At 61.6% G+C, this 13,669-nt stretch carries 12 protein-coding genes and 3 pseudogenes; 12 read left to right on the top strand and 3 right to left on the bottom strand.

All coding sequences use genetic code 11. The features are described from left to right. Positions 1 to 178: 178 nt before the first annotated feature. Positions 179 to 352, top strand: coding sequence for a YdcH family protein (locus tag ACQZ5H_RS13265; protein WP_112719904.1), 174 nt, complete (start codon positions 179 to 181; stop codon positions 350 to 352). A 159-nt stretch (positions 353 to 511) separates the two neighbouring features. Here the strand turns inward: ACQZ5H_RS13265 and ACQZ5H_RS13260 are convergent, their stop codons facing one another. Continuing rightward, on the bottom strand, positions 512 to 772 hold the full coding sequence (locus ACQZ5H_RS13260; RefSeq protein WP_112719903.1) for an ArsR/SmtB family transcription factor: 261 nt from the start codon (positions 770 to 772) through the stop codon (positions 512 to 514). A 149-nt stretch (positions 773 to 921) separates the two neighbouring features. Here ACQZ5H_RS13260 and ACQZ5H_RS13255 point away from each other — a divergent pair, with 149 nt between their 5' ends. Continuing rightward, positions 922 to 1,314, top strand: a complete 393-nt coding sequence (locus ACQZ5H_RS13255; RefSeq protein ID WP_449097979.1) for a GFA family protein — start codon at positions 922 to 924, stop codon at positions 1,312 to 1,314. On the opposite strand, the gene ACQZ5H_RS13250 is transcribed toward ACQZ5H_RS13255, so the two are convergent. Continuing rightward, the gene (locus tag ACQZ5H_RS13250; protein WP_112719901.1) at positions 1,311 to 2,075 is read right to left on the bottom strand and encodes a sulfite exporter TauE/SafE family protein; all 765 of its coding nucleotides are present in this window, start codon (positions 2,073 to 2,075) and stop codon (positions 1,311 to 1,313) included. The two genes, ACQZ5H_RS13255 and ACQZ5H_RS13250, sit on opposite strands and share 4 nt — an antisense overlap. A gap of 107 nt (positions 2,076 to 2,182) precedes the next feature. Between ACQZ5H_RS13250 and ACQZ5H_RS13245 the strand changes: the two genes are divergently transcribed. Then, entirely contained in the window at positions 2,183 to 2,839 is a 657-nt protein-coding gene (locus ACQZ5H_RS13245; RefSeq protein ID WP_130282058.1) for a thiamine phosphate synthase, read from the top strand. Positions 2,840 to 2,849: 10 nt separating this feature from the next. Beyond that, positions 2,850 to 3,929: a tetratricopeptide repeat protein gene (locus ACQZ5H_RS13240; RefSeq protein WP_449097978.1), complete on the top strand. Its 1,080-nt coding sequence runs from the start codon at positions 2,850 to 2,852 to the stop codon at positions 3,927 to 3,929. A 10-nt stretch (positions 3,930 to 3,939) separates the two neighbouring features. On the opposite strand, the pseudogene ACQZ5H_RS13235 reads toward ACQZ5H_RS13240, so the two are convergent. Next, a pseudogene (locus ACQZ5H_RS13235) lies at positions 3,940 to 5,676 on the bottom strand (chemotaxis protein). A gap of 342 nt (positions 5,677 to 6,018) precedes the next feature. Between ACQZ5H_RS13235 and ACQZ5H_RS13230 the strand changes: the two are divergent. The 8 genes and pseudogenes from ACQZ5H_RS13230 to ACQZ5H_RS13195 all read left to right on the top strand — a co-directional run bounded on the left by ACQZ5H_RS13230 (position 6,019) and on the right by ACQZ5H_RS13195 (position 13,648). After that, a complete protein-coding gene (locus tag ACQZ5H_RS13230) occupies positions 6,019 to 6,348 on the top strand; it encodes an STAS domain-containing protein (RefSeq protein WP_246777437.1) in 330 nt (109 codons plus the stop codon). After that, positions 6,345 to 6,713, top strand: a complete 369-nt coding sequence (locus tag ACQZ5H_RS13225; RefSeq protein WP_112719896.1) for a response regulator — start codon at positions 6,345 to 6,347, stop codon at positions 6,711 to 6,713. The genes ACQZ5H_RS13230 and ACQZ5H_RS13225 overlap by 4 nt, the downstream gene beginning before the upstream one ends. Continuing rightward, positions 6,710 to 8,785 carry a chemotaxis protein CheA gene (locus ACQZ5H_RS13220; RefSeq protein WP_449097977.1) on the top strand — a complete coding sequence of 692 codons (2,076 nt, stop codon included), beginning with the start codon at positions 6,710 to 6,712 and terminating at the stop codon, positions 8,783 to 8,785. The genes ACQZ5H_RS13225 and ACQZ5H_RS13220 overlap by 4 nt, the downstream gene beginning before the upstream one ends. Then, entirely contained in the window at positions 8,782 to 9,285 is a 504-nt protein-coding gene (locus ACQZ5H_RS13215; protein WP_112719894.1) for a chemotaxis protein CheW, read from the top strand. Before ACQZ5H_RS13220 ends, ACQZ5H_RS13215 begins: the two co-directional genes overlap by 4 nt. A 33-nt stretch (positions 9,286 to 9,318) precedes the next feature. Continuing rightward, on the top strand, positions 9,319 to 11,031 hold the full coding sequence (locus ACQZ5H_RS13210; RefSeq protein ID WP_449097976.1) for a methyl-accepting chemotaxis protein: 1,713 nt from the start codon (positions 9,319 to 9,321) through the stop codon (positions 11,029 to 11,031). A gap of 314 nt (positions 11,032 to 11,345) precedes the next feature. Further along, positions 11,346 to 11,897: pseudogene (locus ACQZ5H_RS13205) on the top strand (MCP four helix bundle domain-containing protein); the annotation flags it as partial. Between the two features lie 135 nt (positions 11,898 to 12,032). Next, positions 12,033 to 13,169 (top strand): annotated as a pseudogene (locus tag ACQZ5H_RS13200) (methyl-accepting chemotaxis protein); the annotation flags it as partial. 2 nt (positions 13,170 to 13,171) lie between these two features. Continuing rightward, on the top strand, positions 13,172 to 13,648 hold the full coding sequence (locus ACQZ5H_RS13195; RefSeq protein ID WP_112719891.1) for a chemotaxis protein CheW: 477 nt from the start codon (positions 13,172 to 13,174) through the stop codon (positions 13,646 to 13,648). The last annotated feature ends 21 nt before the right edge of the window (positions 13,649 to 13,669 follow it).

Here is a 13,669-nt window from a genome sequence, read left to right as displayed (position 1 = left end):
CCGCAAGCTCCTATCACCAAATAGCGGTAACGGGAAGTTAGTGTTGATCATGAATTTGCCATCTAGGCACCACGTTTTCGCCTTCGACAAGCCTTCAAAAATATGTCACAGTCGAAAGGTTGACGCCTAGAACTCCAGCGATGGATGGCTGGGGAAGGCAAGAGGAAGGAAGGGTCAAATGACTGTTCAAGCTCATCTTGAGTCACTTGAGAAGAAGCATGGAGCTCTTGAGGAGGAGCTGCACGCGCTGATGACATCTCCCTCTAAGCGCGATGCAGACATTGCAGAGTGCAAGCGCAGAAAGCTGCGTATCAAGGACGAAATCCAACGTCTGAAATCTTCCGTTCACTAATGGAATAACTCGAGATCACCGGTCGATCACTTGCAGTCTTGAAGGACAAAAATCCAAACTTTAAATAGGTTTAGCAAGGGCCCGGTGGCTTTACAAAATCGTGCGTCAGTCCATTCAGTGCGGAGTTGGACTGGCGCATTTTCATTTGTAGCGGGTGCTTTACGCCCAAAACTGATCCAGCCACAGATTGAGCCTGTCGAAGCCGCGGTTGTTGACCGCGTAGATCCGCCGCGTGCCCTCGGAGGTAACTGAGACGAGGTTCGAATCCAGAAGCGCTTTCAGGTGTTGCGAAACCGCCGGGCGGCTGATCGGAAGCGTTTCGGCGAGTTCATTGACCGTCTTCGGCGCGCGCCTCAGCTGCTCCAGCAGGAACCGCCGGTTCGGATCTGATATCGCGGCGAAGGGGTCGATGTTCGACATGCCGAAACGCTACGTCAAAGACCGCTTTCCGGCAAGGAAATTGTGCGGTGCACCCAAAGTCGATTGTCTGCCGGTGAACGCCCGGATTTGCTGTAAAGGCGGACTTCGTTGTAAACCGTCAGCTCTCTTGGATGACGAGGAGATGCAGGATGGACCGCTTCACCGGTGGCTGCCTCTGCGGTAATGTCCGTTTTGCCGCGACGGGAGCACCTTACCGCGTCGGCATTTGCCATTGTCTCGATTGCCGCAAGCATCACGGCGCCTTGTTTCATGCTTCGGCGATCTATCCTGAAAACGCAGTCGAGGTTCAAGGCGAGACGGGGAGCTATGCCGGCCGCTTCTTCTGCCCGCGCTGCGGGTCGCCGGTCTTTGGCCGCAGCGGCGATGAGGTCGAGCTGAACCTTGGCTCGCTCGATAAACCCAATCAGTTCAAGCCGACCTACGAGCTCTGGATGATCCGCCGCGAGGCGTGGCTGCCGGCATTCGCCTGGGTCCGGAGCTATGAGCGCGACCGCGACAATGCCGGTCGATCGGAAGACTAGAAACCGAGACCTTCTCGCATGATGAGGAACGCGGCGATCATCGCCATGGCATACATGAACGGATAGAAAATCTCCGGCTTCATGCGGCGCACGCACCAGGCGCCGGCGATCGTTGCCAGCGGTGCGAAGGGCAGGAGGGTCATCGAGGTGACGAGGTTCTTGGTGTCGAGTTGCCCGAGCGCGAAATAGGGGATCAGCTTCACGGCATTGAGGATCGCGAAGAAGCGGACGCTGGTGCCGGTGAATTCGCGCGGCGGCAGCTTCAGCGGCAGGGCATAGATCTGGAAGGGTGCGCCGCCGGCATGGGCGACGAAGCTGCCATATCCCGACAGCGTGCCCCAGGCGCTCGCAAGGATTGGGCGCTGGCCGCGCGGCGGCACGACTTTTCCGGCGCCGGGGCCGAAATTGTTCCAGAAGTAGCGCAGGCAGAAAAGCACGGTGACCGTGCCGATGACGATGCGCAGCGCATTGCCGGGAATGAGCGCCGATGTCGCCCAGCCGAGCGCGATGCCGAAGAGCGCGCCGGGAAGCATGATCTTCAGCGTCGTCCAGTCGCCATGCTGGCGCCAGATGATCAGCGAGATGATGTCCATGAAAACGAGGATCGGCAACAGGATGGCGGCCGCTTCGACCGGCGAGACGACGAGGGCGAGGAAGGGGACGCCGATCAGCGAAAGGGCATCTCCCATGCCGCCTTTCGCGAGGCCAACGAGCAGGACAGCGGGCACTGCCGCATAAAAGAATGACAGTTCCGGCAGCATGCTTTTCAAGTCCTCCCCTTGCCAGCCCCGTCTATCGGAATTACTCACACAAAACGAGTGCGGATTTACCGCCTGCTGGCGGAATCGGCAGAAAATGGAAAGACTTCATGAGCACCGAACCGGAAAACCGCTGCCGCCTGGTCCTGATCGCGCCTGACATTGCAGACGCCGACGAGAGGGCGAAGATTGTTGGCGATGCGCTGAAAGGCGGAGACGTCGCCTCGGTGATCGTGCCGCAATACGGCCTCGACGACGGCGTTTTCCAGAAGCACGCTGAAAAGCTCGTGCCGATCATCCAGGAAGCGGGCGCGGCTGCCCTGATCGCCGGCGACAGCCGCATCGTCGGCCGCGCCAAGGCCGATGGCCTGCATCTGACCGGCCCGGCTGCCGAGATCGCCGAAGCGATCGACAAATATGCCGACAAGCTGATCGTCGGCGGCGGCAATGCTACCGATCGCCACAATGCGCTGGAGATCGGCGAGGAACGTCCCGACTACATCTTCTTCGGCAAGCTCGACGGCGACATCAAGCCGGAAGCGCATCCGAAGAATGTCGCGCTCGGCGAATGGTGGGCGTCGATGATCGAAATTCCCTGCATGGTGATGGGCGGAACCGATCCTGCTTCGGCGCTCGTGGTTGCCGAATCCGGCGCCGAGTTCGTGGCGTTGCGGCTTGCCGTTTTCGCCGATCCGGCGCAGGCGCCGGCGATCGTTGCGCAGGTCAACGCACTTCTTGACGAAAAAGCGCCACGGTTTGAGGATTGAAGTCGCGCTTATGCCGATCCGCGCCGTCCACATTCGCCGTCTGATTCTCGCCGCTGCCGCGTTTTCCGCGGCCATTCCCTATGCGGTAATGGCCCAGACGATCGACAATGTGGTGACGCGGCCGGTTGGCGGCGATGCCGAACCGCTGAAGAAGGGACGCCCGCCGGAAGGCGTGCAGCCCTCGACCGGTCTCGGCGTTCTCGACCGCATGGGCGCGAAGCTTCCCGACCTGCCGCCTGAGAAGGACTACAAGGGGCCGGTTGACGAGGCCTATGGCGCCTATCAGCGCGGCTATTATCTGACGGCGATGCAGCTTGCGCTGCCGCGCGCTCAGCTGGGTGATCCCGCCGCACAGACGCTGGTTGCCGAAATCCAGTATGCCGGTCTCGGTGTGCGCCGCGATCCGAAGAGCTCTGCTTTCTGGTACGGCAAGGCAGCCGAAGGCGGCGACGGCGCGGCGATGTTCAAATATGCGCTGATGCTGATGGCCGGCGAAGTCGTGCCGCGCGACAAGGCCAAGGCCGACGAATATATGAAGAAATCGGCTGATGCCGGCAATTCTTCCGCGCAGTTCAACTGGGGCCAGATCCTCACCTCCGACCATCCCGGCCAGGACGGACTGAAGCTCGCGCTGCCCTATTACGAGAAGTCGGCGGAGCAGGGCATTGCCGATGCGCAGTATGCGGTAGCTGAACTCTATTCGACAATGCCCGATATTCCGGACGAGAAGCGCCGTCTTGCGCGGCCCTGGATGGCGCGTGCTGCCCATGCCGGTTTCGATACCGCGCAGGTCGATCTCGCCGTCTGGATGGTCAATGGCCAGAACGGCCCGCGTGACTTCGTGCACGGTTTCCAGTGGATGCAGCTTGCCGCCAACCGCGGCAACGTGGTGGCGCAGAACAAGCTCGCGCATCTCTACATCTACGCGCTCGGCACCAAGCCCGATCCGATCGAGGCGGCCAAATGGTATGTGCTGTCACGCCGGGCCGGCCTGCCCGATCCTGAGCTCGAGGATTTCTTCCTGGGGATCGAGGACGATCAGCAGAAGGCGGCCATCGACCGGGCGAACAAGTTCCGCCGCCTTCCGTAGGCTTTAAGTCCTAGAACAGCGCGTCGGCGAAGAGGTCTTCGTCGTCACCGGCAGCCGCGGGGGCTGCCGCAGCGGCCGGTGCCGCTTATTCTTCGATGGCCGGAATGATGGCGCGGTGGACGTTGCGTTCCTGAACCATCGTGTAGAGCTTGAAGATCTTGCGGTCGAGCGGAGCGATCAACTCGGCGATATCGTCGATATTGGCGATTTCCATGCCGGCGACGTCTTCGAGAACGGTGGCGCAGCGCACCAGCGTTTCACCGAGATCGTGCTCGAAATCGAGCTTGCCGATCATCAGGGTGATCTTGCTGGCGACCTCGCGGCCGTGCTCGGCCAGAACCTTCAATTCCTCTTCCATCATGTCGGCGCCCGAACGGATGCTGCCGACGGCAGCCGTCAGGCTCTCGGCGAGACCGCCGGAATTGCCGCCTGCGGCAGGGGCCATGTTGCCAGCTGCGGCTTCGAGCGCCGGCAGGCCGTTGACGATCGCATCGGCGGAATCGTCGAGCTTGCCTGCGAAGATGCGAAGCTCCGCGGTCACGACATTGATCGACTTGCCTTCTTCGCCGAGACGGCTGCAGCGCAGGTTGGTGTTCAGTGCCATGTAGTTGATGTCGGTCTTGACGGCGCGGATATTGCCGATCGCTTCCAAAAGCTTGGCCGCGGTGCCGAGCGTCGACTGGCTGACCTGGTCGGCCTGACGGCTGGAGGCATCCACCTGCTTGACGATCTCGTGTGCGGCCGAAACGCTGGATTCCAGGGCGCGCATGAAATTGCCTTCGCCGCCGCCAGCCATCTGGTCGCGCAGCTTCATGATCTCGTGCGTGTCGTGGCCGAAGCTCTTGATTGTCTGCACGACATTCTGCGAGTCGCGGCTGAAATCGGCGGACATTTCCGCCATCTGTGCCGCGGTCAAATGATTGATGACATTGCGCAGCCGCTCGCGCTGGTCGGCATTCAGTGCCTTGCCATCGCCATCGAGGAATTCGTCGAGCAGCGAGAAGGTGCTCTGGACGTGCTCGATGCGCTGGCGGGTGATGTCGCCGATCTGCAGGGCCGAAAGGGTGGAGGCGACCTTGGACTGAACGCCGCGGGCGATCGCACCGACTTCGCGGGCGATGACGCCGAGCTTCTGGCGGTGTTCGGCGATCTTCTGCGCATCCTGGCGCAGTGCGCCGGCAACGGCGGGCACGGTTTCCGAATAGCTCTTCGACAGGTTGGCGCCGACGCTCAGCGCCAGCTTTACTTCCTTTTGCAGGCTATCAAGGTGGCCGGCGAAGCGATTGACTTCCTCGGTGCCGGAATAGATGCGCTCAAGAATTTCCTGGGCGAAGCCAGCGAATTCCGGGAGACCGGCGCCGGTGATCTTTACCGTCACGGCGAAGGTGCGGAGATAACGCATGGTCTCCTGCATCTCGGCGATATGCTTGTGCAGGCCGCTGCCGGTTTCGGCGAGCGTCGCAAGTGCCGTCTGGCGCGCCTGTTCGGTGACTGGCAGGGCGGTCAGGCTTTCGACGGTGGCGCGCAGATCAGCGTCGGCATTGCTCGACTCATTGTTGTCGAGAGCCTTGGTGATGTTATCGAGGGAATTCAGCAAACGGTTGAGAACGTCCATGACGGACAGCAGCACCGTGCCGCCTTCCAGGAAGCGTTCTTCGACCTGGCTGCGCGCGGTTTCGAGCGTCTGACTGACCTCCGTACCGGTGGTCAACTCTATCGCCTGTGCCGATCCTGCCCCGTTTGCCACGTTGTTCCCTTTACTTATTACTTCTGCAAAACTGATGCTATTTTTACGGGCAGGATGGAAATGAGGGGTAAACGCCGCCGACTCGCCTGCGTTGTGATTAACGATGCGTAAAAAATGCGGAGCCTTTCTCGTTAGAAAGCTCTCATGTTAATTTAACCATACGATTTTGCTTATCAAAAATACCCATAAAAATTGCCGACTATAACTTATCTTGGGTAAGAATTTGGGAGTCGGGACTCGCGGCAATTGTAGATCGGTTACAACCACAGTTTACTCCCCGTTAAGCCTGTCATGAGAGTCCTTTAGAGGAATAAAAGTATTTCTCATGCCTCGGGGGCTGTCTTGAGCGGCGATAATCAGCATCGCGATTCTATATCATTGCCTGAAGTTCTAAGTATCAGGAATGTATTGGATCTTAGCGCGACAATTTCTAGTGAAATCGAAAGTAAAGATCGAATTATACTGGAAATTCCATCGAGTGCGGAGGCCGATCTGAGCTTCGTGCAACTCGTGGAATCCGCACGCCGCCAGGCCAAGCTGCAAGGCAAGACCCTGACGCTCTCGTCCCCTGTTGGCGAGCGTATTCTCAAGGTTCTCGAACGCGCCGGCTTCGTCGAAGCCTTCACCGCCGAGGACGCGAAGTTCTGGTTGCATAAAGAGGTTACAGCATGAGCGCCAATATCCTGACAGTTGACGATTCCGCCAGCATCCGGCTGACGACCAAGGTCACGCTGACCAATGCGGGCTATACCATCACCGAGGCGGTCAACGGTGCCGAAGGTCTGGCAACCGCGCAGACCGCGCAGTTCGACCTGATCGTCACCGATCTGAACATGCCTGTCATGGACGGGCTGACGATGATCGAGGAGCTGCGCAAGCTGCCGAGCCAGGCGGGCGTGCCGATCATCTTCCTCACCACCGAGTCCGATGCCGATCTCAAGGCCCGCGCCAAGGCGGCCGGTGCCACCGGCTGGCTGACCAAGCCGTTCGATCCTGAAAACCTCGTGAAGATCGTCAAGAAAGTTCTCGGCAGATGAGCACGCTCGATCCGGTCGCAGTATTCCGCACGGAAGCCGCCGAATGCCTTGAGGCAATCGAGGCCGGGCTTCTTGATCTCACCCACCAGCTCGACGACAAGGGCCTCGTTGATGCCGTCTTCCGCGGCCTGCACACCCTCAAGGGTTCCGGCGCGATGTTCGGCTTCGAGGCGCTCGCAGCCTTCACGCATCACTGCGAGACGGCATTCGACCGCGTCCGCAAGGGCGAAGTTCCGGCAACCGCCGAACTGGTGGCGGCGGTACTGGCGGCGCAGGATCACATGCGCGCGCTCGTCGATCAGCCCGACGCCGACCACGGCGATACTGGGCAGAAACTGCTTGCCCAGCTGCAGGCCGCCGTCGGCGGTTCCGCGGCACCGAAGGAAGCGGCACCTGCTGTAGCGGTACCTGCAGCCGTTGCTGCACCTGCTCCGCAGAAGAAGCTCAATCACTGGCGCATCCGCTTCAGCCTGCCGTCCAATGCGATGGCCAACGGCACCAACCCGCTCGGCCTGCTCGACGAGCTGCGCGAGCTCGGCGAATGCACGGTGCGCGCCAATACAGCCGGTATCCCGCCGCTTGGCGAATTCGTCGCGAACGAACTCTACATCTCCTGGGAAGTGACGCTGAAGAGCGAGCAGGACCGTTCGGCGATCGACGACGTCTTTATCTTCGTGATGGATGACATGGAGCTCGAAGTCGTCGATATCGATGACGCCGCCCCGGCTCCCGCGCCTGTCGCAGCCGAGCCGGTCAAGGCCGCCGAGCCCGCACCGGTCGCGGCGCCCGTTGCCGCACCGCAGGCTGCCGCCGCTCCGGCCTTCAAGCCGGTCGAGGCCGTTCCGGTCAAGCGCGATGCGCCGGTCGCTGCGGCCGTCGACAGCCGTCAGGCGAAGGCACAGGAGAACGTTCGTGTTCCTGCCGAGCGCCTCGACGAACTGATGGACCGCGTCGGCGAGCTCGTCATCGCCCAGTCGCGCCTCAGCCAGCTGGCAAGCTCAAGCTCGGATATCGCACTGCGCTCCGTCTCCGAAGAAATCGAGCGCCTGTCGGGCGAGCTTCGCGACACGATGATGGTGCTGCGCATGGTGCCGGTCGCCACGCTCTTCTCGCGCTTCCGCCGCCTCGTTCATGATCTTGCCCGCGAAACCGGCAAGTCGATCGAGCTGATCACCGAAGGCGAAAGCACCGAAGTCGACAAGACGGTCATCGAGCGCCTCGCCGATCCGCTCGTCCATCTCGTCCGCAACTCGATCGACCACGGCCTCGAAACCCCGGCCGACCGCCTTGCCGCGGGCAAGAGCGAAGCCGGCACCGTGACGTTGTCCGCCCGCCAGTCCGGTGGTGAAGTGATCATCTCGATCAAGGACGACGGCCGCGGCATCAACCGCGAACGGGTCCGCGCCAAGGCCGAATCTTCGGGCCTCATCGCTCCCGGCCAGCAGCTTTCCGATCAAGAACTGTTGCAGTTGATCTTCGCGCCGGGCTTTTCGACGGCTGCTACGATCACCAATCTCTCCGGCCGCGGCGTCGGCATGGATGTCGTCAAGAAGACGGTCGAGGCGCTGCGTGGCGCCATCGATATCGAGAGCCGTCCGGGCGAAGGTTCGGAAGTCTCGCTGCGCATCCCGCTGACGCTGGCGATCATCGACGGCCTTCTCGTCCGCGTCGGCTCCGGCCGCTACGTCATCCCGCTCTCGGCGGTCGAGGAATGCCTCGAACTGTCGCTGGAAGAGGATCTGCGTTCGCGCGGCCGCAGCTTCATCTCGCTGCGTGACAGCCTGGTACCGTTCCTGCGCCTTCGCGATCTCTTCCGCACCGGCACCAAGCCCGACGTGCATCAGAAGGTCGTGGTCATCTCGACCGGCACGGAGCGCGTCGGCCTCGTCGTCGATCAGATCATCGGCGACCACCAGACGGTCATCAAGTCGATGTCGAAGCTGCACAACGACGTGGTGACCTTCTCGGGCGCCACCATTCTCGGCGACGGCAGCGTCGCACTCATTCTCGACGTCGGCCATCTCGTGGCCGCCGGTCAGCAACAGGAAGCGCAGATGAGGGTCGCAGGATGAGCGCCGTAGCCGAACGTGTAGACCAGCATTGGGCCTATGCCGAAGAAGTCGAGGTCCTGACCTTCGACATGAACGGCGAGACCTTCGCTCTCGAGGCCGTCATGGTTCAGGAAATCCTGGACCTGCTGCCGGAGACTGCCGTGCCCGGCGCGCAGTCCTATGTGGCGAGCGTCATCAATTTCCGCGGCAAGGTCATCCCGCTCGCCGATCTACGCCTTGCCTTCGGCATGGAGGCGACGGAGGCGACGATCGACAGCCGCATCATCGTTATCGAAATCGACCTGCAGGGCGAGCGTACGCTCGTTGGCCTCAGGACGGACAAGGTGAATGAAGTCACCACGCTCGCAAAGACGGCGAGCGAACCACCGCCAAGTGTCGGCATGCGCTGGCGCGCCGACTACATCAATTGCCTCGTCAAGCGGGGAGGGGAGTTCATCATCATCCCCAATCTGCAGGCAATCTTCTCCGCCCGGCACGACAGCGCCGGCAACTCAAACTGAAACGCCGTTGATATCAGCTAGGGGGCTGGGACGATGCGACTGACAATTAAAGCCAAATTGGTGACAGCGTTCACCTTCATCATATTAATGCTCGTGGGCACCGCCGGTTACGGCATCATGAGCCTGGGTTCGCTCAACGACACGCTCGGCAACCTGCTCGCAGGCCCGGCCGCGCGTCTCGATCTTGCGCAGCAGATCAATATCGCGCAGCTCGAAGCGATCCGTCAGCAGAAGAACCTGCTCACGGCCCGCACGCCTGACGATATCGCGTCTTCGATCCAGAAGGGCGATCAGGCTCGCAAGGACTTCACCGACGCGTTCAACGGCGTCGTCGCGATCGCCAGCGAAGAAGGCAAGCCGCGCTGGGCGCAGATTGCCGAGTTCTCGAAGGCATTCAACCAGTCCGACGACCAGATCCGCGACCTCATGAAGGCCGGCAACCTGGACGCCGCCAACAATATCTCGATCACCACGGCCCGCGACGCTGCCAATAAGATCGATGCGGCTCTCGACGATATCCTGGCGCTTGAAAAGCAGCGCATGCAGGATGCCGACGACAGCGCCGACCAGCAGTATGCTTCGACCCGCACGGTCATGATCGGCGTTGCCGGTGCTGCGCTGGTTCTGGCCGCCATTGTCGCCTTCTGGATCGCCAACACGATCTCCAAGGGGCTCGCCCGCGCCAACACCGTCGTTCGCGAAGTCTCCGAAGGTGACCTGACGAAGACCGCCGAAATCACCAACCGCGACGAAATCGGCGAACTGCTCGGCAACGTCAACGTGATGATCGAGCGTCTGCGCGGCGTCGTTGCCGATGCTCTCTCGGCCGCCGACAACGTCTCCTCGGGCAGCCAGGAACTCTCGGCCTCCTCCGAGCAGGTTTCGCAGGGCGCGACCGAGCAGGCAGCATCTGCCGAAGAAGCATCCGCTTCGATGGAAGAGATGGCCGCCAACATCAAGCAGAACGCTGATAACGCTGCCCAGACGGAAAAGATCGCCCGCCAGTCCGCCAAGGACGCCGAGGCTTCCGGCGATGCCGTCAACCGCGCTGTCGATGCGATGCGCACGATCGCCGAGAAGATCGGCATCGTTCAGGAAATCGCCCGCCAGACGGACCTGCTCGCTCTGAACGCCGCCGTTGAAGCGGCCCGTGCAGGCGAACATGGCAAGGGCTTTGCGGTCGTTGCTTCGGAAGTCCGCAAGCTTGCCGAACGCAGCCAGTCTGCCGCCGCCGAGATCAGCTCGATGTCGAGCGATACGGTCAAGGCTGCCCGCGACGCCGGCGAAATGCTGGGACGCCTGGTTCCGGATATCCGCAAGACCGCCGAACTCGTCTCCGAGATCAGCGCTGCTTGCCGCGAACAGGATATCGGTGCCTCGCAGATCAACGAAGCGATCCAGCAGCTCGACAAGGTGACCCAGCAGAACGCTGGTGCATCGGAAGAAATGTCGGCGACGTCGGAAGAGCTTGCTGCACAGGCAGAAGAGCTGCAGGCCTCGATCGCCTTCTTCAAGGTCGATACCGCAGGTGCGGCCCGCTCCAGCGCGCAGCGCGCGCCGGTCAAGGCCGTGACCAAGGTCGTCAAGGCTTCGGCTCCGGTTCGCAAGCCCGCCAGCGATCACTCGCACTTCAGCCATAGCAGCCAGTCGGTGTCGGCCCAGCAGGCCCGTGCGAAGGGCTTCGCACTCGACATGTCGATGGGCGGTCCGGACTCGCACGACGACGACTTCCGCGAAAGCGCCTGATCGATAGATGAACAAGTGCCGCGGGCTGAGAAGTCCGCGGCATGGAATGCCCGGCGTGTGTATGCGCCGGTGCCGATCGGCCCAGGCCACCGCAGGATGCGGACCGGCTTGAAGGCTCTCCGAGGGAGAAAGCATCCGTGGCTGGCGCTCAGCGGTTTGCTGCCGATCGTGAAAAGGCCGGTACAAAACGGTGCCGGTGACGCGACGATGATTTTGGAACCAGCAAGACATTTCGAACGACTGCCGTCTGGGCGGCGCGGAAAGCCGCGCGTTCAGCCGGATCAACCAGAACATCTCTAGCGAGGAATGCCCCCATGACTACCGGCCGCAAAAAGGGAATCTTCCGTTCCATCGGCGCCAAAATTCTTGCAATCCAGATCTCGTCCAGCATCGCTATCGCCAGCGTCATCGGCGGCGGCGCCTATTACGGCATGAACGCCATGACGGAATCGATGAAGTCGATCTATGACGACCGCGTCGTTCCGCTGCAGCAGCTCAAGCTGGTGTCGGACGCCTATGCCGTCAGCATCGTCGATACGACGCACAAGCTGCATGCCGAAAAGCTCGACTGGCAGCAGGCCGCCTCCAATATCGAAGGCGCCAAGCATGTCATCTCCGATCAGTGGTCGGCCTATCTCGCCACCCAGCTGACGCCAGAAGAAAGCGTGATCGCCGAGAAGGTGAAGTCCGACATGGCGCGCTCCGACGTCAAGGTCGCCGAGCTTCAGGACATTGTGCAGACGCGCGATACCGCCAAGCTCGATACATTCGCCAAGAACGACCTTTATCCTGCGATCGACCCGACGACCGACGGCATCAGCAAGCTGACCGAATATCAGCTTAAGGCCGCCAAGGATCTGCGCGAGCAGGGCATTGCTCTCTTCCACTCGCTGATCCAGATGACCGTGACGATGGGTCTGCTGATCACGCTCGCCGCGATCGGTGTCGTGATCTTCGTGACCCGTGCCATCAAGCGGAACCTTTCGGCAGCCACCGATCTCGCAAGTGCCGTCGCACGCGGCGATGTCTCGGCGACCGCGACCGTCAATTCCAACGATGAAGTCCGCGACCTCGTCGATGCCCTCAACACCATGACGGCCAATCTTCGCGATACGGCAAGCATTGCCGACAAGATCGCCAATGGCGACCTGACCGTCACGCCGAAGCCGCTGTCCGACAAGGACGTGCTTGGACTCTCGCTGGAAAGCATGGTCGAGCGTCTGCGCGGCGTCGTTGCCGATGCTCTTTCGGCCGCCGACAACGTTTCCTCCGGCAGCCAGGAACTCTCGGCCAGCGCCGAGCAGGTTTCGCAGGGCGCGACCGAACAGGCAGCATCGGCCGAAGAGGCGTCTGCCTCGATGGAAGAGATGGCCGCCAACATCAAGCAGAATGCCGATAACGCGGCCCAGACGGAAAAGATCGCCCGTCAGTCCGCTAAGGACGCGGAAACCAGCGGCGAGGCCGTCGCACGGGCTGTCGAGGCCATGCGCACCATTGCGCAGAAGATCGGCATCGTTCAGGAAATCGCCCGCCAGACGGACCTGCTCGCTCTGAACGCCGCCGTCGAAGCCGCTCGTGCCGGCGAACATGGCAAGGGCTTTGCGGTCGTCGCTTCGGAAGTCCGCAAGCTTGCCGAACGCAGCCAGTCTGCTGCCGCCGAGATCAGCTCGATGTCGACCGACACAGTCAAGGCAGCGCAGGATGCCGGCGACATGCTCGGCCGTCTGGTGCCGGATATCCGCAAGACCGCCGAACTCGTCTCCGAGATCAGCGCCGCCTGCCGCGAACAGGATATCGGTGCGGCCCAGATCAACGAAGCGATCCAGCAGCTCGACAAGGTGACCCAGCAGAATTCCGGCGCATCGGAAGAGATGTCGGCAACCTCGGAAGAGCTCGCCACCCAGGCAGAGGAACTGCAGGCCTCGATCGCCTTCTTCAAGGTCGAAACCTCGGGCCACGCCCGCACGACAGCTGCCCGGATGAGCGCCCGCCCCGCCGCTTCGCCGCGCAAGCCCGTCAAGGCGGTTGCGGCCGCCAACAGCGTCGCCAGCCAGCAGGCCCGTGCGAAAGGTTTTGCCCTGGATATGTCAATGGGTGGTCCCGACGACGGTGACGCCGAATTCAAGGAAAGCGCATAATCATGGCCTCGACATCCCTGGAAGCTCAATTCGTGACCTTCAGCCTCGGCGATGAAATCTTCGCCGTTCCGGTGGAGGTGGTGCGGGAAATTCTGGACTATGCGGAAGCTTTCAAGATTCCGAACGGTCCCGACTATCTGCTCGGCCTTCGCGACGTGCGCGGCCAGGGTGTTCCGACCATCGATCTGCGCCTGAAACTCGGCATGTCGAAGACCGTGCCCACGCCGCATACGCGTGTGCTCGTTCTCGACATACCGATGGAAAGCCGGGTGCTGACGCTCGGCCTCGTCGCCGACCGGGTCTTCGAGGTGACGCCCTTCCGGCAGGACCAGATCGAGGCGGCGCCGGATATCGGTACCCGCTGGCGTTCCGATTACATCGCTGGCGTCGTGCGCCGTGAAAACGGCTTCGTCGTCATCGTCGACCTGGCGCGGCTGCTGTCGCGCGAGGACGCTTCGGCATTGCAATCGGCAGCTTAGGCTGCCGACTTTTGGGGGTTT

Source organism: Rhizobium sp. 21-4511-3d, assembly GCF_053522545.1.
Note: the sequence above shows the minus strand (reverse complement) of the source record. Positions and strands in the feature narration are given on the sequence as shown.

What these genes read in the sequence shown, in the direction of transcription:
- ACQZ5H_RS13210 (WP_449097976.1), top strand. Translation starts at nt 9,319, where the DNA reads ATGCGACTGACAATTAAAGCCAAATTGGTGACAGCGTTCACCTTCATC.
- ACQZ5H_RS13260 (WP_112719903.1), bottom strand. Translation starts at nt 772, where the DNA reads ATGTCGAACATCGACCCCTTCGCCGCGATATCAGATCCGAACCGGCGG.
- ACQZ5H_RS13220 (WP_449097977.1), top strand. Translation starts at nt 6,710, where the DNA reads ATGAGCACGCTCGATCCGGTCGCAGTATTCCGCACGGAAGCCGCCGAA.
- ACQZ5H_RS13195 (WP_112719891.1), top strand. Translation starts at nt 13,172, where the DNA reads ATGGCCTCGACATCCCTGGAAGCTCAATTCGTGACCTTCAGCCTCGGC.
- ACQZ5H_RS13215 (WP_112719894.1), top strand. Translation starts at nt 8,782, where the DNA reads ATGAGCGCCGTAGCCGAACGTGTAGACCAGCATTGGGCCTATGCCGAA.
- ACQZ5H_RS13250 (WP_112719901.1), bottom strand. Translation starts at nt 2,075, where the DNA reads ATGCTGCCGGAACTGTCATTCTTTTATGCGGCAGTGCCCGCTGTCCTG.
- ACQZ5H_RS13225 (WP_112719896.1), top strand. Translation starts at nt 6,345, where the DNA reads ATGAGCGCCAATATCCTGACAGTTGACGATTCCGCCAGCATCCGGCTG.
- ACQZ5H_RS13240 (WP_449097978.1), top strand. Translation starts at nt 2,850, where the DNA reads ATGCCGATCCGCGCCGTCCACATTCGCCGTCTGATTCTCGCCGCTGCC.
- ACQZ5H_RS13255 (WP_449097979.1), top strand. Translation starts at nt 922, where the DNA reads ATGGACCGCTTCACCGGTGGCTGCCTCTGCGGTAATGTCCGTTTTGCC.
- ACQZ5H_RS13265 (WP_112719904.1), top strand. Translation starts at nt 179, where the DNA reads ATGACTGTTCAAGCTCATCTTGAGTCACTTGAGAAGAAGCATGGAGCT.
- ACQZ5H_RS13245 (WP_130282058.1), top strand. Translation starts at nt 2,183, where the DNA reads ATGAGCACCGAACCGGAAAACCGCTGCCGCCTGGTCCTGATCGCGCCT.